18 protein-coding genes and 3 rRNA genes (1 of these 21 cut by a window edge) are annotated in these 19,365 nt (G+C 46.2%); 13 read left to right on the top strand and 8 right to left on the bottom strand.

The features are described 5' to 3' along the window. From ACVFI8_RS09775 to pssA, 4 genes are all read left to right on the top strand, one after another. Window positions 1-2,653, top strand: a 23S ribosomal RNA gene (locus tag ACVFI8_RS09775); it begins 236 nt to the left of the window's first position. 112 nt (window positions 2,654-2,765) lie between these two features. Beyond that, window positions 2,766-2,881 (top strand): 5S ribosomal RNA (gene rrf, locus ACVFI8_RS09770). 94 nt (window positions 2,882-2,975) lie between these two features. Continuing rightward, window positions 2,976-3,091: ribosomal RNA gene (gene rrf / locus ACVFI8_RS09765) — 5S ribosomal RNA — on the top strand. 331 nt (window positions 3,092-3,422) lie between these two features. Next, the gene (gene pssA / locus ACVFI8_RS09760; protein WP_457873714.1) at window positions 3,423-4,772 is read left to right on the top strand and encodes a CDP-diacylglycerol--serine O-phosphatidyltransferase; all 1,350 of its coding nucleotides are present in this window, start codon (window positions 3,423-3,425) and stop codon (window positions 4,770-4,772) included. 100 nt (window positions 4,773-4,872) lie between these two features. On the opposite strand, the gene ACVFI8_RS09755 is transcribed toward pssA, so the two are convergent. Then, window positions 4,873-6,363, bottom strand: a complete 1,491-nt coding sequence (locus tag ACVFI8_RS09755) for a CoA-acylating methylmalonate-semialdehyde dehydrogenase (RefSeq protein ID WP_457873713.1) — start codon at window positions 6,361-6,363, stop codon at window positions 4,873-4,875. A 21-nt stretch (window positions 6,364-6,384) separates the two neighbouring features. Then, window positions 6,385-7,728, bottom strand: coding sequence for an aminotransferase class III-fold pyridoxal phosphate-dependent enzyme (locus ACVFI8_RS09750; RefSeq protein ID WP_457873712.1), 1,344 nt, complete (start codon window positions 7,726-7,728; stop codon window positions 6,385-6,387). 145 nt (window positions 7,729-7,873) lie between these two features. Between ACVFI8_RS09750 and ACVFI8_RS09745 the strand changes: the two genes are divergently transcribed. Continuing rightward, the gene (locus ACVFI8_RS09745; RefSeq protein WP_248713649.1) at window positions 7,874-8,791 is read left to right on the top strand and encodes a LysR family transcriptional regulator; all 918 of its coding nucleotides are present in this window, start codon (window positions 7,874-7,876) and stop codon (window positions 8,789-8,791) included. On the opposite strand, the gene ACVFI8_RS09740 is transcribed toward ACVFI8_RS09745, so the two are convergent. Beyond that, window positions 8,784-9,440 (bottom strand): alpha/beta hydrolase, encoded by a 657-nt coding sequence (locus ACVFI8_RS09740; RefSeq protein ID WP_457873711.1) that lies wholly within the window; start codon window positions 9,438-9,440, stop codon window positions 8,784-8,786. The genes ACVFI8_RS09745 and ACVFI8_RS09740 overlap by 8 nt on opposite strands. Before the next feature lie 91 nt (window positions 9,441-9,531). On the opposite strand from ACVFI8_RS09740, the gene ACVFI8_RS09735 reads away from it, so the two are divergent. Together ACVFI8_RS09735 and ACVFI8_RS09730 are read left to right on the top strand one after the other, a co-directional pair. Beyond that, on the top strand, window positions 9,532-9,939 hold the full coding sequence (locus ACVFI8_RS09735) for an SMI1/KNR4 family protein (RefSeq protein WP_248713651.1): 408 nt from the start codon (window positions 9,532-9,534) through the stop codon (window positions 9,937-9,939). After that, a complete protein-coding gene (locus tag ACVFI8_RS09730) occupies window positions 9,924-10,262 on the top strand; it encodes an MGMT family protein (protein ID WP_248713652.1) in 339 nt (112 codons plus the stop codon). Before ACVFI8_RS09735 ends, ACVFI8_RS09730 begins: the two co-directional genes overlap by 16 nt. On the opposite strand, the gene ACVFI8_RS09725 is transcribed toward ACVFI8_RS09730, so the two are convergent. Together ACVFI8_RS09725 and ACVFI8_RS09720 are read right to left on the bottom strand one after the other, a co-directional pair. Next, window positions 10,259-10,603 (bottom strand): hypothetical protein, encoded by a 345-nt coding sequence (locus tag ACVFI8_RS09725; protein WP_457873710.1) that lies wholly within the window; start codon window positions 10,601-10,603, stop codon window positions 10,259-10,261. The genes ACVFI8_RS09730 and ACVFI8_RS09725 overlap by 4 nt on opposite strands. After that, the gene (locus ACVFI8_RS09720) at window positions 10,563-11,261 is read right to left on the bottom strand and encodes an AAA family ATPase (RefSeq protein ID WP_248713654.1); all 699 of its coding nucleotides are present in this window, start codon (window positions 11,259-11,261) and stop codon (window positions 10,563-10,565) included. The genes ACVFI8_RS09725 and ACVFI8_RS09720 overlap by 41 nt, the downstream gene beginning before the upstream one ends. A gap of 357 nt (window positions 11,262-11,618) precedes the next feature. Between ACVFI8_RS09720 and ACVFI8_RS09715 the strand changes: the two genes are divergently transcribed. Next, window positions 11,619-11,933: a GIY-YIG nuclease family protein gene (locus ACVFI8_RS09715; RefSeq protein WP_457873709.1), complete on the top strand. Its 315-nt coding sequence runs from the start codon at window positions 11,619-11,621 to the stop codon at window positions 11,931-11,933. A gap of 117 nt (window positions 11,934-12,050) precedes the next feature. Here ACVFI8_RS09715 and ACVFI8_RS09710 read toward each other — a convergent pair whose 3' ends face one another. After that, window positions 12,051-12,950 carry a DMT family transporter gene (locus ACVFI8_RS09710; RefSeq protein WP_248713656.1) on the bottom strand — a complete coding sequence of 300 codons (900 nt, stop codon included), beginning with the start codon at window positions 12,948-12,950 and terminating at the stop codon, window positions 12,051-12,053. Window positions 12,951-13,063: 113 nt separating this feature from the next. On the opposite strand from ACVFI8_RS09710, the gene ACVFI8_RS09705 reads away from it, so the two are divergent. After that, window positions 13,064-13,972 carry a LysR substrate-binding domain-containing protein gene (locus ACVFI8_RS09705; RefSeq protein ID WP_248713657.1) on the top strand — a complete coding sequence of 303 codons (909 nt, stop codon included), beginning with the start codon at window positions 13,064-13,066 and terminating at the stop codon, window positions 13,970-13,972. Here ACVFI8_RS09705 and ACVFI8_RS09700 read toward each other — a convergent pair. Further along, a complete protein-coding gene (locus ACVFI8_RS09700) occupies window positions 13,953-14,576 on the bottom strand; it encodes a TetR family transcriptional regulator (RefSeq protein WP_457873708.1) in 624 nt (207 codons plus the stop codon). The two genes, ACVFI8_RS09705 and ACVFI8_RS09700, sit on opposite strands and share 20 nt — an antisense overlap. Before the next feature lie 304 nt (window positions 14,577-14,880). Here ACVFI8_RS09700 and ACVFI8_RS09695 point away from each other — a divergent pair, with 304 nt between their 5' ends. From ACVFI8_RS09695 to ACVFI8_RS09680, 4 genes are all read left to right on the top strand, one after another. Continuing rightward, complete coding sequence (locus ACVFI8_RS09695; protein WP_248713659.1) at window positions 14,881-15,411, top strand: twin-arginine translocation signal domain-containing protein; 531 nt, start codon at window positions 14,881-14,883, stop codon at window positions 15,409-15,411. Continuing rightward, window positions 15,404-16,987, top strand: a complete 1,584-nt coding sequence (locus ACVFI8_RS09690) for a GMC family oxidoreductase N-terminal domain-containing protein (protein ID WP_457873707.1) — start codon at window positions 15,404-15,406, stop codon at window positions 16,985-16,987. Before ACVFI8_RS09695 ends, ACVFI8_RS09690 begins: the two co-directional genes overlap by 8 nt. A gap of 91 nt (window positions 16,988-17,078) precedes the next feature. After that, window positions 17,079-17,498 (top strand): secondary thiamine-phosphate synthase enzyme YjbQ, encoded by a 420-nt coding sequence (locus tag ACVFI8_RS09685; protein WP_248713661.1) that lies wholly within the window; start codon window positions 17,079-17,081, stop codon window positions 17,496-17,498. 70 nt (window positions 17,499-17,568) lie between these two features. Beyond that, window positions 17,569-17,880, top strand: coding sequence for a DUF3301 domain-containing protein (locus tag ACVFI8_RS09680; protein ID WP_248713662.1), 312 nt, complete (start codon window positions 17,569-17,571; stop codon window positions 17,878-17,880). Window positions 17,881-17,970: 90 nt separating this feature from the next. On the opposite strand, the gene ACVFI8_RS09675 is transcribed toward ACVFI8_RS09680, so the two are convergent. Next, entirely contained in the window at window positions 17,971-19,329 is a 1,359-nt protein-coding gene (locus ACVFI8_RS09675) for an MATE family efflux transporter (protein WP_457873706.1), read from the bottom strand. Window positions 19,330-19,365: the final 36 nt, after the last annotated feature.

Below are 19,365 nucleotides of genomic sequence, written 5' to 3'. Positions count from 1 at the left end.
GGTAGTAGCGGCGAGCGAACCCGGATTAGCCCTTAAGCTGTTTAGAATTTAGTGGAACACTCTGGAAAGGGTGGCGATACAGGGTGATAGCCCCGTACATGAAAAAGACTTTACAGTGAAAACGAGTAGGACGGCACACGTGATATGTTGTCTGAATATGGGGGGACCATCCTCCAAGGCTAAATACTCCTGACTGACCGATAGTGAACCAGTACCGTGAGGGAAAGGCGAAAAGAACCCCTGTGAGGGGAGTGAAATAGAACCTGAAACCGTATACGTACAAGCAGTGGGAGCCCCTTCGTGGGGTGACTGCGTACCTTTTGTATAATGGGTCAACGACTTAATTTCAGTAGCAAGGTTAAGCGAATAGCGGAGCCGTAGGGAAACCGAGTGTTAACTGCGCGCATAGTTGCTGGGATTAGACCCGAAACCCGGTGATCTAGCCATGGGCAGGTTGAAGATTGGGTAACACCAATTGGAGGACCGAACCGACTAATGTTGAAAAATTAGCGGATGACTTGTGGCTGGGGGTGAAAGGCCAATCAAACCGGGAGATAGCTGGTTCTCCTCGAAAGCTATTTAGGTAGCGCCTCGGATGAATACTAGTGGGGGTAGAGCACTGTTAAGGCTAGGGGGTCATCCCGACTTACCAACCCTTTGCAAACTCCGAATACCACTAAGTACTATCCGGGAGACACACGGCGGGTGCTAACGTCCGTCGTGGAAAGGGAAACAACCCAGACCGTCAGCTAAGGTCCCAAAGTCATAGCTAAGTGGGAAACGATGTGGGAAGGCTTAGACAGCCAGGATGTTGGCTTAGAAGCAGCCATCATTTAAAGAAAGCGTAATAGCTCACTGGTCGAGTCGGCCTGCGCGGAAGATGTAACGGGGCTAAGCTATGCACCGAAGCTACGGGCACTTAACTTTGTTAAGTGCGGTAGAGGAGCGTTCTGTAAGCCGTTGAAGGTGATTCGTAAGGGTTGCTGGAGGTATCAGAAGTGCGAATGTTGACATGAGTAACGATAAAGGGGGTGAAAAGCCCCCTCGCCGAAAGACCAAGGTTTCCTGTTCAATGTTAATCAGAGCAGGGTGAGTCGGCCCCTAAGGCGAGACTGAAAAGTGTAGTCGATGGGAAACAGGTTAATATTCCTGTACTTCGTATAATTGCGATGGGAGGACGGAGAAGGCTAGGCCAGCATGGTGATGGTTATCCATGTTTAAGGTTGTAGGCTGGACACTTAGGAAAATCCGGGTGTCTAAGGCTGAGAATTGATGACGAGTGTCTACGGACATGAAGTGGTTGATGCCCTGCTTCCAGGAAAAGTCTCTAAGCTTCAGATTATACGAAACCGTACCCCAAACCGACACAGGTGGTTGGGTAGAGAATACCAAGGCGCTTGAGAGAACTCGGGTGAAGGAACTAGGCAAAATGGTACCGTAACTTCGGGAGAAGGTACGCTCCCGACGGTGATGAGACTTGCTCTCTAAGCTGTTGGGAGTCGCAGATACCAGTTGGCTGCAACTGTTTATTAAAAACACAGCACTGTGCTAAATCGAAAGATGACGTATACGGTGTGACGCCTGCCCGGTGCCGGAAGGTTAATTGATGTGGTTAGCGCAAGCGAAGCTATTGATCGAAGCCCCGGTAAACGGCGGCCGTAACTATAACGGTCCTAAGGTAGCGAAATTCCTTGTCGGGTAAGTTCCGACCTGCACGAATGGCGTAATGATGGCCAAGCTGTCTCCACCCGAGACTCAGTGAAATTGAAATTGCCGTGAAGATGCGGTGTACCCGCGGCTAGACGGAAAGACCCCGTGAACCTTTACTACAGCTTGACACTGAACATTGACCCTACATGTGTAGGATAGGTGGGAGGCTTTGAAGCGTTGTCGCTAGATGATGTGGAGCCGACCTTGAAATACCACCCTTGTAGTGTTGATGTTCTAACGTTGGTCCCTTATCGGGATTGCGGACAGTGTCTGGTGGGTAGTTTGACTGGGGCGGTCTCCTCCCAAAGAGTAACGGAGGAGCACGAAGGTTGGCTAAGTACGGTCGGACATCGTACGGTTAGTGCAATGGCATAAGCCAGCTTAACTGCGAGACAGACACGTCGAGCAGGTACGAAAGTAGGTCATAGTGATCCGGTGGTTCTGTATGGAAGGGCCATCGCTCAACGGATAAAAGGTACTCCGGGGATAACAGGCTGATACCGCCCAAGAGTTCATATCGACGGCGGTGTTTGGCACCTCGATGTCGGCTCATCACATCCTGGGGCTGAAGTCGGTCCCAAGGGTATGGCTGTTCGCCATTTAAAGTGGTACGCGAGCTGGGTTTAGAACGTCGTGAGACAGTTCGGTCCCTATCTGCCGTGGGCGTTTGAGAATTGAAAGGAGCTGCTCCTAGTACGAGAGGACCGGAGTGGACGAACCGCTGGTGTTTGGGTTGTTATGCCAATAGCATTGCCCAGTAGCTACGTTCGGAACTGATAACCGCTGAAAGCATCTAAGCGGGAAGCAGGCCTTGAGATTAATTCTCACTAGGACTTTAAGTCCTCTGAAGGGCCGTTGGAGACTACAACGTTGATAGGCAAGGTGTGTAAGTGCTGTGAGGCATTGAGCTAACTTGTACTAATTACCCGTGAGGCTTAACCATACAACACCCAAGTGGTGTTGCTTATAGATATCTTATTTTTTAGACCAAGAGTACTTGTTATACTCGTGGGATGTTTTCAGCTTTTTCGAATGTTAAAGACAACAAGTTTTTGCCTGGTGGCAATAGCGTTGTGGACCCACCTGAACCCATGCCGAACTCAGAAGTGAAACGCAACTGCGCCGATGATAGTGTGGGGTCTCCCCATGTGAAAGTAGGTCACTGCCAGGCTCCAAATAAAAAGCCCTGCTCTATGAGCAGGGCTTTTTACTCTGAACTGATGATATTTGGCCTTAGCCTTTCAGTGCAGAGTATAAAGTTTTTGCCTAGTGGCAATAGCGTTGTGGACCCACCTGAACCCATGCCGAACTCAGAAGTGAAACGCAATTGCGCCGATGATAGTGTGGGGTCTCCCCATGTGAAAGTAGGTCACCGCTAGGCGCCAAATAAGTTAGCCCCGCTGATTACAGCGGGGCTTTTTTATTGGCTGCTCACTCCACTCAACTTAAATCGCCCACTATTGTCGACCCAGCTTGGCGCCAAATTGTTCATGCCATTGGCTAAAGCCGTATCTTGAATACGCGAGTAAAGCCATTGCAAGGAAGGTTAAGCGCCTATTCATTTGATTGCAGCAGGCCGCCGCTAGTCATTTAAAACACCACTATCTAGGTTAGTTAGCATTTTTATCAATCGAGTGTCGAATCTTCGCGTCGATCGCAGAACCTTTGTTACAATGTAGTTAGACAGTTTTACTAACAAAGTACTTAGGTAAATGACACCACGTTTCTCTCGTAATTCATCGTTGCAAAATCTACCCAAGTTAGCCCAAGACCCTAAGCTATATACCACCTTGTTTAGTGCTAATGAATATCGGGTACAACTGATTGAAGCCATCGGCCAGGCTGTGTCGAGGATTTATATCGTCGCGTTGTATTTAGAAGACGATGAAGCTGGCCGCTCGGTAATGGAGGCGCTTTATCAAGCTAAGTTAAAGCGGCCTCAGTTAGAGATTAGAGTTCTGGTCGATTGGCACCGCGCACAGCGAGGTTTAATTGGGCAAAAAGAAGCACTGGGTAACGCGGCTATGTACCGTGAGTATCAGCTTAACTACCCCAATTTAATCGATATTTTGGGTGTGCCAGTGAGTAATAGAGAATTATTTGGGGTATTGCACTTAAAAGGGAGCGTGATTGACGATACCGTTATCTATAGCGGTGCCAGCATTAATGACATTTACTTAGCTCAACAGCAACGTTATCGCTTTGATCGTTACCAGTTGATTACCAATCATCGTCTCGCTAATTCAATGGTCGATTATATCGAACAGTATTTAGTTGAAAACGAAGCGGTTACTAGCCTTTCCACGGAAAACCCTATTGCAACTCGTTTGTTAAAGCCGGCTATTAGGCGGCTGCGTTTATCACTACAGCGCGAGCAGTACAGTTTCTTTAATCAACCGTTGGCTGAAAATGAAATTGGCATTACCCCGCTGTTAGGTTTGGGGCGAAGGCATAACTTGCTGAACAAAACCATTCGACAACTGGTGGCTAGTGCTAGCCAGCAATTAATCATCTGCACTCCCTATTTTAATCCGCCTCGCTCACTTAGTCGTGAGATTTCTAAGGCGCTGAAGCGCGGAGTGAATGTTAAGCTGATCGTTGGTGATAAAACGGCCAGTGATTTTTATAGTGAACCTGACCAGCCCTTTAAGGTCATTCACGCTTTACCGTATTTATACGAGGTGACCTTACGCCATTTTGTTAAACGTAAAAAAAGCTTCCTAGAAAGTGGTTTACTGAGCGTTAACGTTTGGCGCCATGAGAACAACAGCTTCCACTTAAAAGGTATTTGGGTGGATCAGCAATATGCCTTATTGACTGGCAATAACTTAAACCCCAGAGCGTGGAAGCTAGATTTAGAGAACGGACTGTTATTGCATGACCAGCAAGGTCTACTGAAGGATGTTCATCAACAAGAATTGAACAATATATTACAGCATACTCGTCAAGTTTCTGCGGTTAGCGATATTGAGGGATTAAATAGCTACCCCGCACCCGTTAAACGTTTATTAAAGCGTATCGCTCGTCTTAACGCGGATAGCTTATTGAAACAGATTCTTTAATATAGGCTATGTGCAAAGTGAAGTTGCCCGGCTCAAGGCCGGGCTTTTTATTATGGCGTTTAGCTACTGAGCTTGGTTAATAGCTCTGCTGTATTCTTTGCTAGCTAGGGAAAGAAAAGTTAACGCCTTCCCTTACTGAAGATGAGGGCCAACGTTGGGTTACCGTTTTGCGTTTAGTGTAAAAACGCACTGCATCGGGACCATAGGCATGCAGATCACCAAATAGTGAACGCTTCCAACCACCAAAACTATGGCAAGATACTGGCACCGGCAGTGGAATATTAATACCGACCATACCCACTTGAATATTATCAGCGAAATAACGTGCGGCTTCACCATCACGGGTATACAAACACGTACCGTTGCCGTATTGATGCTCGTTGATTAAATCCATACCTTGTTGCATGTTATCAACCCTTACCACGCATAGTACTGGGCCAAAGATCTCTTCCTGATAGGCTTTCATTGATGCGCTTACGTGATCGATTAAGGTTCCTGCTACATAAAAGCCATCTGGGTAACCCTCTACTTGTGGGTTTCTGCCGTCGACAACGATGGTTGCGCCATCTGCTTCAGCACTGCTCACATACATTTGTACCTTGTCGCGCTGCTCTGCGGTAATCAGTGGACCAAAGTCATTGTCTTTATCACTGTAAGCGCCTACTTTGAGATTTTGCATGGCCTCGCTCAGACCTGCTACTAACTTGTCTGCGGTTTCATCGCCAACCGCCACGGCGACCGAGAGTGCCATACAGCGCTCACCTGATGAACCGAAGGCTGCGCCTAACAAAGAGTTAACTGCATTGTCGATGTCTGCATCCGGCAACACTATCGCGTGATTTTTTGCACCACCTAAAGCCTGGCAGCGCTTACCGTTCGCTGTTGCGGTGCTGTAAATGTATTCAGCTATTGGCGTAGAGCCTACAAAACTGACAGCTGCAACACGAGGATCAGTAAGCAGTGTGTCTACGGCTTCTTTGTCGCCGTTAACCACATTGAATACACCCGCTGGTAAGCCTGCTTCATGCAACAACTCGGCGACTAATAACGTTGCCGAAGGGTCGCGTTCTGACGGTTTCAATACAAAGGTATTGCCGCACATAATTGCCATGGGGAACATCCACATTGGCACCATGATCGGGAAATTGAAGGGAGTAATACCCGCGACTACGCCTAAGGCTTGGAATTCACTCCATGAGTCAATGTTTGGCCCAACGTTTTTTGAATGCTGGCCTTTCAGTAATTCTGGAGCATAGCAGGCATACTCTACGTTCTCGATGCCACGGGTTAGTTCGCCCATTGCGTCATGGACTATTTTACCGTGTTGCTGACCCACCAACTCGCAAATTTGCGCCGCATTTTGCTCTAACAAGGTTTTGTAGCGAAACATTATTTGGGCGCGTTTAGCTACCGGGGTATCTCGCCAAGCGGGGAACGCGGCTTCTGCGGCGCTAATTGCTTGTTCGACCGTGGCTTTTGGCGCCAGAGCCACCTTAGCGGCTACTTTACCTGTCGATGGGTTATAAACATCTTGTAGGCGGGTATGCTCTGATTGGGCTTCGCCGTTAATTAAATGACCGATGGTTAACATGATATTTTCCTTAAAATTAAATTAGGCTTGGCTTGTCAAAGTTAAAATGGTTTCGCCCAAAGCATTAAACAAATTGTCTATTTCTTCACGTGTCACGCTAAAGGGAGGGGCAATTTGTATGGTGTCTGCCCCATAGCGAACGTAATAGCCTTTTTTCCACATGGCTTGCGCGATTAAATAAGGTCTTAGTCCTGGCTCTCCCGGCGCGTGGGCTATACTGAAACCCGCAGCGAGGCCCATATTGCGAATATCGGTCACCCACGTGCAGCTGCGCAGTTGGTGAGCCGCGTGTTCAAATACTGGCGACATTTCTTTTACTCGTTCCAGCATGTTGTCTTGTTGGAGTAAGTTCAGCGAGGCCAAGCCTGCTGCACAGGCAATAGGATGTGCTGAATAGGTATATCCATGGGGTAGCTCAAGCATATAGTCTGGGCCACCGAGCTCCATGAAGGTGTCGTAGATCTCTTGCTTACAAGCTACTGCTCCCATTGGAATAACGCCGTTGGTAAGTTGTTTCGCCATATTAATCATATCGGGTACAACCCCAGTGGCTTCAGCTCCGGTGTTATAACCAAGGCGTCCAAAGGCACAAATTACTTCATCAAAAATAAGCAGTATTTGGTGTTGGTCGCAAATTTCTCTTAAACGCTTTAAGTAACCAATCGGGGGAGGGATAACCCCTGCGCTACCGGCCATCGGCTCAACAATTACTGCAGCAATATTCGATGCGTCATGAATCGCAATAAGATCGATTAAGTCGTTAGCCAGTTCAGCCCCCGTTTCAGGTTGCCCTTTACAGAAGGCGTTTTCTGGCAGTACGGTATGACGCATATGTGCAGCATCAACCCCCGCACCAAAAATCGCTCGATTGGGGCCTATTCCGCCTACTGATATACCGCCGAAGTTAACCCCGTGATAGCCCTTGCCTCGACCAATGAGTTTGGTTTTACTGGCTAAGCCTTTTTTACGCCAATAGGCGCGGGCTATTTTCAGCGAGGTATCAGCAGATTCAGATCCGGAGCCTGTAAAAAACACTCGATTTAAGCCATTAGGCATAAATTCTGTAATTTTCTCTGCTAGCTGAAACGAGCCAGGGTGACCAAATTGAAAAGCTGGCGAATAGTCTAGCCTAGAAGCTTGCTGACTAATGGCATCGATAATTTCTTGGCGACCATGACCCAAACCACAGGTCCATAAGCCCGATAAACCATCAAATATTTTTCTACCTTCAGCATCAAAATAGTAGTTTCCCTTGGCATGGGTAATGATTCGAGGATCTTTCTTAAATTCTCGGTTACCACTATAGGCCATCCAGTGGCAATCAAGTTGGTTTTGAGTCACCGCGAGGTTTTCAGTGTTCGCCATGGTTCTCTCCCTGAACAAGTAAAAGCGTTGATTGTTTAATTGACCACCAGCTTAGCGCTGGCTTAAGGTTTCATAAATGTGTATCTTTCACACTAAAGTTTCATAATTATGAAACATTAACAGATGGATATAGCTGAGATTTACGATGCTAAAGAAGATTGGCCAGTTAAGTGATATCGATTTGAGGCTGCTAAAAGTCTTTCGGGTGGTGGTTGAATGTGGCGGTATATCTGCTGCCGAGGTGGAGTTGAATATCGGTCGTTCGACAATTAGTCGCCATGTTAAAGATTTAGAAATTCGGCTCGGGGTTAGTTTGTGTCAGCGTGGCCGTGGCGGTTTTATATTGAGCCCTGAGGGGCAACATGTTTATCAATCTAGTTTACGTTTGATGGGCGCGGTTGATGAATTTAGGGCCGACGTTCAAAGCTTACATAAAGATATGAGCGGCCATTTCTCGATTGCTTTATTCGATAAAACGGTGACCAATCAACAAGCAAAAATTTCTCAAGCGCTGCGTTTATTTGACCAAAAGGCGCCTAAAGTTAGCCTAGATTTGTATGTTGAAACCTTGTCTGTGATTGAAAGTGGCGTGATTGAGGGGCGCTTTCAATTAGGCGTTGTACCGGGGCAACGCCAATCTAATAGTCTGAATTACCAGCATTTATTTGACGAAAAAATGTCGCTGTATTGTGGTTACCATCATCCGCTGTTTGCTCGAGGCGATATCACCATTAGTGCCCAAGAAATTGTTCAGCAAAAATATGCTGGCTTAGGTCATGACTCGCCCAATATGGATACCTCACAACGCTTTGGGTTTGTTAGGCAAGCGACCGCCTATGACCAAGAAGCGATTGCCACTTTACTGTTGTCGGGAAGCTATTTGGCTTATTTGCCGGAGCACTACGCGCGTAGCTTTATTGAACAAGGCTTAATTAGGCCCTTAGGTGGCGAGCAGTTTACTTATAATTGCCCTTTTCTAGCCGTTTCCAGAATTTCACCAAAACCGTCAAGAATTTTGGCGTGTTTCATTGAGTGTTTAAACCAAGCACATAAACTTAACTAAATTGTTGATTAAGCCACTGGTTGATCGATTTAATTTGGCTAGGGGACACACTATGGGCCATGCTGAAGTATTCTAGATTGACCGAGTAGCCTTGGCTCTTTAGTTGCTGGTAGGCTTGGTCTGCCAGCAGAGGCTCAACCACATCATCTTGCTGACCATGTTGAATGAGAATATCTAGTTGGGCTTGCTGTCTGTTATCTGGAAAGCTCTCAGGGAGTAAATAGGTCGACATACATAATAGCCCGCCCAGTGCTTGTTCGAAATTTAGCGCACTGTGGTAAGCCACTGCGCCACCTTGAGAAAAGCCTGCCACTACAATGTTTTCACTGGAAATACCTTGCTCAATTTGTTGGCGAATGAGCGCTTGAACTTGCTGGCTTACTTGCTGTAAATGCTGTTGATTGATGAGACGTTGAGGACTAAAAGCTAAGATGTCATACCATGCAGGCATGCTATAGCCGGCATTCACGGTGACCGCTCGCTCTGGTGCGGCCGGAAAAATAAAGCGTACCGAAATCGCCGGGGCAAACTTCAGTTGTTTAGCTAAGGGCGCAAAGTCTTCCGGTCCTGCCCCCAAGCCGTGTAGCCAAATAATACAATGGCTCGCCGCGTTATCTGGCTCTATAGTAAGTGCGTGCATAACAGACATGGATAATCCTTTGCTGATTGAAAGAGTTCTATTAAGCTGTGCAACAACTTAAAGAGCAGGCATTGTATAAAAATGACTGGGAGAGGCAAGCATGCAAGAACTAATCGATGAGATAAGAGCGCTAGACCAATCGGGCGATTACCCTAGCGAGTTACCCACTGACACTCAATTGGTCGAGGTGGAAGAGATCATTCTGATACCTATGCCGAGTGATTTACGGGCGTTTCAGCTAACGGTTAGTAATGTTATTTTTGGCAGCTTAGAGCCGGTGACCATTAGTGACCCTTATTTACATACCTATCTTCCTGAAGTCGCCGCTAACGCTTGGAATTTAGGATTGCCCCGAGAATATATTCCTATCTGCCAAACCGGTGATAACTTCTATTTTGTCAGCCAAGAAGGCGAAGTTGGTTATTGGCAGGGACAAGCAGAAGAAGACTTAGTGCCTGAATGGGATAGTATTTGGGATTGGGTTACCGAAGTATGGATGGAAAGCTAGTTAAACAGACTGACTCGGCCGTTTATGTCGAGAAATTTTGGTTGGTGATCGGTCATATCCCCAGCGGTAAAGTAGCCACCTATGGCGGTATAGCCGCTATGGCGGGTTATCCACGGATGGCTAGAGCGGTGGGGCGCTGTTTAAAAAAGCTTCCTGAGGGCTCAACGCTGCCGTGGCATCGAGTCATCAATGCCCAAGGAAAAATCTCATTTCCAGAGGGCTCTGATCGATACGCATGCCAACAACAGCGACTGCAAGATGAGGGTATCATCTTCCGCAATAATCGGGTTTCACTTAGCCATTATCAATGGTTAGGTGATTAGCGTTTATTCAGCTTTTCGTTGGCTTTATTAAGTAATATGTCACGCTGAGCCTGGTCTAAACCATGCAAATAGCGGGTTAATGAGCGCAGCAATAAAGACTTGTTTAGCCCTGTTTGTTGCTTCAACTCACTCAACTGTTCAATGGCGTGTATGCTGAAGCTAAAGGTTGCGTTTTTGTGTGCAGCCAGTGGTTCAGGGTCAAGCTGTGGTAAAGGCAGCTTAACCACATTATGGTAGCCATTGGCGTATAGTTCTGCCTCATCAATAAAACTATCTACATCGTAATATTGTTTGCTTAGCTTAGAAGCCTGAGGCTTTTTCTTGAGATCTTGTAATGCCATGATCTGCTGCTCCTTGCTCACACACTATAAATTCTTCAGCAATGTTGCGGATCTCTTGGGCAGCCTTTCCTTCAGGTTCAAGTTCCAATACGGTATAACCGCGTTCTTCACTGTCATCGTAGATATTACGATTAAAGGTGATGGCATCAAGTACTCTTAAACCATAAGTAATGCCAACGTCTTTAGCTTCTTCAATACGCTTGTATTGGCTTGGTAATGAAGGGCACTGGGTGAGCACCACTGCTTCTTTGAGGTGAAAGTTTACCGCTTTACAGGTATTAACCAGCTCTTCTAGATGTGGCAGTGTTTTAATGTCGCGACGCTTAGGCCGAAGTGGCAATAAGGCATGTGTTGCTACAGCCATACTAGAGCGGAGTGCTTTACTATCTTGTCCGCCACAATCTACCACTACAAAATCGAAACGATTCTGTAAACTCAGTAAGTCATTACGTATGTTGCCATAGAGCTGAACACAATTAATGCTGGGTAATTCTTCTTGTTCATTACGCGCTTGGATCCAGTCTGAACTGGTACGCTGAGGGTCACAGTCGACCAATAAAATCTCTGTATTAAAACGGAGTTTTAAATACACCGCTAAGTTTTGTGCTAAGCAGCTTTTACCACTGCCACCCTTTTCTCCGCCAACTAGTAGTATCATGGCTAAGTCCTTTTTTTGGTTTTATAAGCGTCTATGTCAATGGTTTTATTTTTATTATTGACTGCATTAGCTTAGGCTAAAAAATAATCATCGCAAGAGGTGGTTTTGTGCTATCGCTAATGAATGCTTGATAAGGTGCTGTTTTTAATGTGTTTTATTTCAGTATTTAAAACCAGCTGGCGCGTGTATCGATTCTTTTACATCAATGCTAAAGTCTAGCGTGCAGTGGTCCAGAGGGATACAGAGTCAGGCGTTTAGGCATCAATGATTGTACGGCGTATGTTAGATTGGGCCTGTAAACATTCCCTATGGGTAGCCACATCATCGAAATGGAGTATTAATGATGGCGAATAGACAGTGCTAGAAGTCACAAAGGCCCCCGCGGTAGACCCCGATGCCAGCCCGTGGTTTCTTTATATGCTGAGAACCAAAAATAGGCACTTATATACTGGGGTAACTACCAATGTTGAGCGTCGATTTAAAGAGCATCAGTTGGGCGGAGTAAAAGGCGCCAAAGCTTTACGCGGTAAAGGGCCTTTGGTATTAGAATTTCAGCAAGTGCTAGCCGATAAACAGCAAGCCATGCGCTTAGAGTACGCTATTAAACAACTCTCTAAGGCAAAAAAAGAACAGTTAGTGAGCGGGGATTTAGATTGGCGAAGCCTACTCTAAAACGGCTTATTCGCTGGTATATGGATAACGAAGAGGCCAAGTATTAAGCTTAGCCTTTATTCGCTCAGGGCATCTAGATTGCCTCGAACATGCCATTTCAGGGGTAAAGTAAAAAGTTTACTTAGAAACAGTCTTAATTGTGCCAGTTACAGCGGTGGATTTACCGGCTAGCTTGGTTCTCGCAAGGCTGCGTTTACCCACTAAAATTAACGGTACAATAATCATAACGGCACCTAGCCAAGTAAGCGCATCTGGCATTTCATTAAAGCTAATCCAGCCCACAACGGCGGCGCCAATTAATCCTGTGTACTCAGCGCTAGCAATGGTATTCGCATCTGCTGTTTTATAGGCGATAACGGAACCTGCATGCAGAAATAGAATAAACAAGCTACTACCTCCCGCTAGTGTCAGCAATGACCAATTAATGTCTGTTATGTCAGGCCAAGCGAGCAGAAAAGTGGCCGGCACTACCATGACATTGGTCCAAAACAAGCTAGTGACGACTGATTCTTGTTTCGGGATGTATTTTACCGTGAGATTGCTCAACGCGAGTGTTAATGCTGTGCCTAATGCTGCCAATGCGCCCCAGTTAAACTCTGTTGGACGAATAATGATCAGCACACCAATGAAACCGACGGTCGCTGCGACTACTTGGCTGCGGTTTACCGGGCTTTTATGTAGCCACATGCCAAGGGGCAACATCATGATGGGTGCGGCGTAAAATAAGGCGTTAGCTGTGGCTAAAGGCAATGATATTAAAGCCACCACCATACAGCCTGAACCAAATAGCCATAGATGACCACGTACTACATGTATTAGCGGCTTTTCTGGACGCTTCTTTTTGGTGAGTAAGAATAGCGGGAGTAGCAGTAACAAGGTACTGAGTTGGCGATAGAGTAAGATTTCGAATACCGAAGCCTGCTCGCCAGCTACTTTCATTAAGGCGTCAGACAGCACCGCGATCTGGTTGGCAATGACCAAAATAAGGATGGCAACAACAGTGGGGTTATGACGCATTTGTGCTTCTCCTCAATCATCTGAATGTAGTTAGTGCGAGCAGTGTAGACACTTGTTAAACATTAAAAAAATGATAATAATTGGCGTTACATGAAATTAATTAATGTATTGCTATGAGAACCTTACCGCCATTAAATGCTTTAGTAGCTTTTGAAGCTGTCGCTAGAAATCAAAGCGTGGCCAAGGCTGGCGCCGAACTCGGTATTACCCAAAGTGCCGTAAGTCATCGCCTGCGTCTGTTGGAGGAGTATTTAGCGGAAGCGTTGTTTGACAAGGTGGGGCGACAGTTGCAGCTAAGTCACACTGGCCGCAGTTACTTTGTTGAAGTAGAGCGCATTCTAAATGAATTAAGCCATATTACCCGGCAGGTAAAAGGCGAGGGGATCGCGCAGCTGCGTTTAACCACCTACAGCTCCTTTGCTTTGAAGCGTTTAGTCCCTTTAATGCCTAGCTTTCGTGCTCGTTACCCTGAAATCGACCTACGCTTGCAGATGGTGACCGAAGAACCCAGATTATCCAGCAGTGTTGGGGATTTGTTTATTTGCTTTGCTGCCGCAACCAGCGGGTATGCCAGTCATTTGTTGCATAAAGAACGCTTGGTAGCGGTGTGTTCACCTAGCGTATACCAAGAAATCGATCATCAAAATTGGCGCGAAGATTTAATCAATTTCCCATTATTGTCTTGTGATTTAGATGACGATGCAAAGATGCCTGGAGGGGACTGGTTAGTGTGGTCCAAGGGTTTAGGCATGTCGTTGCCTGCCGATCAGAGCTTTCATAGTTTTAGTCATCAGGTATTAGCCTTGGAGGCCGCTGAAACAGGCCAAGGGATTGCTTTGGTCAGTGATTTTATGGTGGAAAAAGACATCCGTGAAGGCAAGTTGATAGACTTGCCGGTGTCTGCAGTGGCAACCGGTTACGATTTTTATCTTTGTTATAAGCAAGCGCGTAGTCGAGACCCTGGTTTACGCGCCGTGGCCGACTGGTTAATCGAAACCGCTGCTAGTCCGCTAGAAGTTTAACGAGCAATAAGCTGAGGCTATCAACAAAGTCGAGACGCAGTATGGCAAATTCATCATTTTGCATAACTTGTTGCATGGTGGCTGAAGGGTGACTGGTGTGCCAACAACCAATAACACTTTGATATAAAAACATCACCTTACAAAGGGCTTGCTGCTCATTGAGTTGCGGAGACCAATGTTGAAACAAACGACATAATGTTTCAGCCAGCTGTTTTAACTGCCGTTTAAACAGTACCGCTTGTTCAACATTTTCTTGCTTCTCAAGCACTGTATGTAAAATAGCAGACAGATAGCAAAAGGTAGGTTGGGCAGCTATAGTCTCTGCCAGCACGCGCGGCTTCAATGGCTGTTGTGCTAGTCGCTCTATAGCAATCAGTAATTGGTCTGCTTCACTGAGATACAGTGCCATAAATAGGCTTTCTTTATTGGCAAAGTAGCGATAAAGGGCAGGTTTAGACAACTGTAATTGCTTTGCCAGTTGGCTTAACACAACTTTGTCATAACCATGTTCATCTAATGCTAGCTTAGCGGCGGTTAAGATTTGTTGGCGCCTTTGCTGTTTTTGTTCTTGGCTTATCGCGCGCTTTTTTATTACTGTACTCACGTTGTTTATCGCTATCACCCTATTTCTTCTACCTTAGCGGCTCTTAAGCAGAAAATCCATTAATCAGAGAGGAGCCCTACAGCTGCTCAAGGATATACGCGGATACTATACGCTTACATCGTTAGTCAATTAAGCGCGCCACACTGATTTGTTTGCTAGGATTTTGTGGGCACTTAGACAAACTAATAATAAGTTACCATTAGAAACTTGCTTATTACTTAAGCAGTTGCTATTTAAGTTACCAGTGGTACGTTAAGTGTTGGCATTTGATTGAGCAGCATTAAGCCATAAGTAAGGAGCTATTTTGAGTATAAGCCGTCGACAGTTGCTAAAGTCTAGTGCCGCTGCAGCAGCCTTTGCTGGTGGGGGGCTGTGGCTGTTCAGTGATTACCCATTAAGTTTTAAGGCCCGTTCTCAATTCAGTTTATCGGCCGAGCATCAGCAAATATTCTGGGCCTTAATACCTGCATTTTTAGATGGCGCTTTTACGGCTGATGATCAACAGACCATGTACCGAGTGCTAAGCAATATTGACCATGCCTTTGCTATTTTAGAGCCTCATACCCAAGCAGAATTATCTCAGCTACTTGATTTAATACAATCACGTGGAGGCTGGTTATTATTGAGCGCTGGCGCCAGCCAATTGAGTGAGTTACCACTGCCACAGAAATTGGATTTACTGCAGCGTTGGCAGCAGCATTACCTGCAGCTATTACGCCAAGCCTATCAAGGCTTACATGAGCTAATCATGGCTGCTTGGTACGGTGACCCCGCTTCTTGGGCTCCCCTTAATTATCAATTGCCGGCGCAAATGAAAGGGCTGCTAAATGATTAAAGATATTATTGCCGAAGGCCTTGCCGCTGGATGGCGGCATATAGATGGAGCGGGGCTACAAAAAGACCAACATTTGCAGTGTGATGTGCTGATTATAGGCAGTGGTGCAGGTGGCGGTATTAGTGCTCAAGTGCTTGCTCAGGCCGGATTAACAGTCATAGTGGTTGACGAGGGGCCGCTAAAAAGCAGCCAAGATTTTAAGATGCAAGAGCGGCAAGCTTATCCCGACCTCTATCAAGAATCGGCAGCGCGCAAAACCAAAGACAAAGCCATAGGTATTTTTCAAGGCCGTTGCGTTGGTGGGTCGACAACGGTGAATTGGACCACGTCACTGCGAACCCCAGATCTCACTTTACAGCATTGGCAGCAGCGTTGGGGATGTAAACAGTTAAGCAGTGATGCGCTTAGGCCCTACTTTGAACAAGCCGAACAGCTGCTGGGCATTGAGCCTTGGCTAAGCACCAATTCGAACAATGGCTTATTGGCTAAAGGTTGCCATGCCTTGGGCTGGTCGTATCAACCTGTGCCGCGTAATGTTAGGCAATGTTGGGATTTAGGGTATTGCGGCATGGGCTGCCCAACCAATGCTAAGCAATCGATGTTGGTCACCACGATCCCTGCGGCGCTCAACGCCGGAGCCCGCTTACTCAGTCGATGTAGAGTTGAAACCCTCGATATCAGCAAGCAAGCGGTGCACGGAGCCAGTTTACAGGCCCTTGATCAACAGCAAAGGCCTCGTAAGGTAAAAGTAAAGGTACAAGCGCGCCATGTGGTATTAGCGGCTGGCGCTATTGGTTCCCCTGCTGTGTTATTACGCAGCCAAGCCCCTGACCCTTACCTGCTAATGGGTAAACGTACGTTTTTACATCCCAGTGTAATGAGTGGGGCTTTGTTCAAACAAGAGGTGATGAGTCACCAAGGAGCGCCTCAATCCGTGTACTCCGATCAATTTGTATGGAGTGATGGTGCCGAAGGGCCTTGTGGTTACAAATTAGAGGTGCCGCCAGTGCATCCAATATTATTAGCCACTAAAACCAGTGGTTTTGGCCGTTTTCATAGTGAAATGATGCAACAAATTAATCATCTACAGGTCACCATTGCTTTATTACGAGACGGCTTCCATGAGCAGAGTGTAGGTGGTGAGGTCCAGCTACGAGGTGATGGCAGCCCGGTTTTAGATTACCCCATTAGCGATTTCCTGTGGCGTGGTGCGCGTCGCGCCTTATTAAGCATGGCTGAGCTTCAGTTTGCCGCAGGTGCAAGCAAAGTCTATCCCCTGCATGAGCAAAGCCAATTAGTGAGTTCTTGGTCGGCAGCAAAGCAACTGATAGAGCAACTGCCAATGCAGGCGCTGGCTACTAGGCTGGCATCTGCCCATGTGATGGGGGGCTGTCCAATGGGAGGGGATGAAAAGCAGTCTTTGCTGAATGAGCAAGGCGACTTTCGTTGGCTAACTAATTTGAGTGTTATCGACGGTTCGATATTTCCCACCAGTTTGGGGGCCAATCCTCAGCTGAGCATTTATGCGATTGCGTTGCGCAATGCCCAATTGTTAGCCAAAAGATTACGGGTTTAAGCCTTAAGTGTGTCGATGATTGGTACTTGATATTTACAAAGCGGCTAAGCCACTGCTAGTCTTTAACAAACGATAAAAAAGGCTTTGCTTCATGTGGTTACAACGATTAGTAAGATTAAAGGCTCGGCCGCGCGGTTTTCACTTAATTACCGAAGAGCTGATCTTACAATTACCAGAAATTCAAGATTTTAGAGTGGGTCTATGCCATTTATTGTTGCAACACACTAGCGCAAGCTTAAGCCTAAATGAAAATGCCGATCCTACTGTTCGCGCCGATCTTGAGGCCCACCTTAATAAAATGGTACCGCAAAATGCGCCTTACTATCAGCATACCTATGAAGGGGATGATGATATGCCGGCACATATAAAAAGTAGTCTGTTAGGCTGTGAGCTTACTTTGCCAATTAGCCGTGGCGAGCTGAACTTGGGGATTTGGCAAGGCATCTACTTGGGAGAGCACCGCGAAGCAGGCGGTAATCGTCAGGTGATCGCAACCATCAGCGGCGAATAACTGACGCCTAACTTGTTATTAAAACATCCGACCCAATATCTTCATGATATTCGCAAACTAAGATGAGCTTATGGACTTACTGGCAATATTTGTATTCACCTTCATTGTGATGTTCTTTTGGCGTCGACGTAAAGACGCAGAACGGGCGCAACACCTAATTAAGCAGAAGTGCCAGTCTTTAGATTTACAGCTCTTAGAAGTCAATTTTAAAAATGAGAAGCCGCAGAAAATGGCAGGATATTGGCGCTGGTGTCGTTTTTACCAATTTGAGTTTTCATCTACCGGAGATAGCCGCTACCAAGGTGTATTAGTCATGGCTGGCAGCCAATATAAATTCGATCTGCCTGTTTATCGAGTCGCTGAAAATGCGTTTGAGGGTTAAACCAAGCTTGCTGCAAGATTGAGCATCTGTCATTTTCGACCACTACGGCTTCTGAGCCTCTGTGTATTGGCTAAATGAATCGGCCGCGCTTCAGTCATACATTAACTTGTCAGCCTTTTTATGATCAAATTCTCTAAGAGATTGTCGGGCTAACTGCCTAAACGGAAGTGCCTTAACGATCTCTTCAAAGGGCTGAATAGCAAACGCCCAAAATATCGACGCGTCAAAATACAAAATCAGTAACGCGCAAAGCGGGATGGAGATCAGCCATTGACCGATGAAGTTAATCTTGAAAACGGCAGAGGTTTTGCCTAATGCTCTTAATATGTGGCCATGTACGGTATTGTAGCCACGCATGATGGGTAACAATATGTAAAGCGGTGCTATCAGGTTCAAAGCTTGGTAGGTTTCAGCGTCTAAATCTGGATATATACTGGGTAATATGAAGCTTAATCCTGCAAATGCTATGGCGCAAATTACTGACATTATCACTGCTATATCAATACTTTTGTCCACATTTTTAGCTAAGTCATCTAGTTTCTTTGAGCCAATCGCTTGGCTAACGCTAATCGCCGATGAATGCGCCCAGGCGGTAATGAATTGCGTGCCAGAACGTAACCAGGGCATGACTAAAGTAATCGCAACATAAGCATTAATGCTCAATTGAGAATAAAGCAATTGGTAAACACTGATGCCGATTTGCAAAATCGTCACATTGGCTGCTACCGGGAATATTTCAATCGCGTGTAGGCGGATATTTTGAATCAGGCTGCTAGCACTGCTGTCTATTGCTAAGTTTAAGCTTGTATCTGACTTTAAGCAGGCGCTTAAATAAGCCATTCTAATGGTAATGGCAATGAGGCTACCTAAGGCTGCTCCTTCAACTCCCATGCCTTCCATGCCGCTCAAGCCATGAATCAAAAAGTAGGAAAGCACAGCATTGATGGGCATTTCTATTACATAACCCTTTAGTGGAATTTTACTTTTTCCTTGGCTATTGAAGAGGGCAATTAGCACCTGAGTCATGGCAGTAAAAAGTACTAGGTATTTTGAGAACGCTAGGTAGCTTTTAATTTGCTCTTGTAACAGGCGGTTATCGGTAAGAGCCCCAATAATCGCGTCGTCGGCGAAACTGAGCACTAGCCAAAAAATCAGAGCAACCAAGACGTTGATAGTAAGCCCAGACCAAAAACCTTTGGCTACAGACCTATTATTGCCTGATCCCACCGCACGACTAAGCACTAATTGAGAGCCGTTGGCTAAGGCCATTTGAATACCTAATATAAAGGCAACCATCGTGGCGGCGATACCCATTGCCGCTAAAGGAATTTCACCTAACGGTGATACCAATAGGGTATCTACCATGAGCATTGACTGCATAAGCAAGCCATTTAGCGCTAAGGGCCAGGCTAAGGACACATTTTTTTTGAGGTAGGATTGGCTAGGCACGAGCTTCCTTATAAACCGCTAAGGGGGTGAAACAAG

Source organism: Agarivorans sp. MS3-6, from assembly GCF_054112545.1.
The sequence above is the reverse complement of the archived record's forward strand: the minus strand, read 5'-3'. Positions and strand labels throughout refer to the sequence as shown.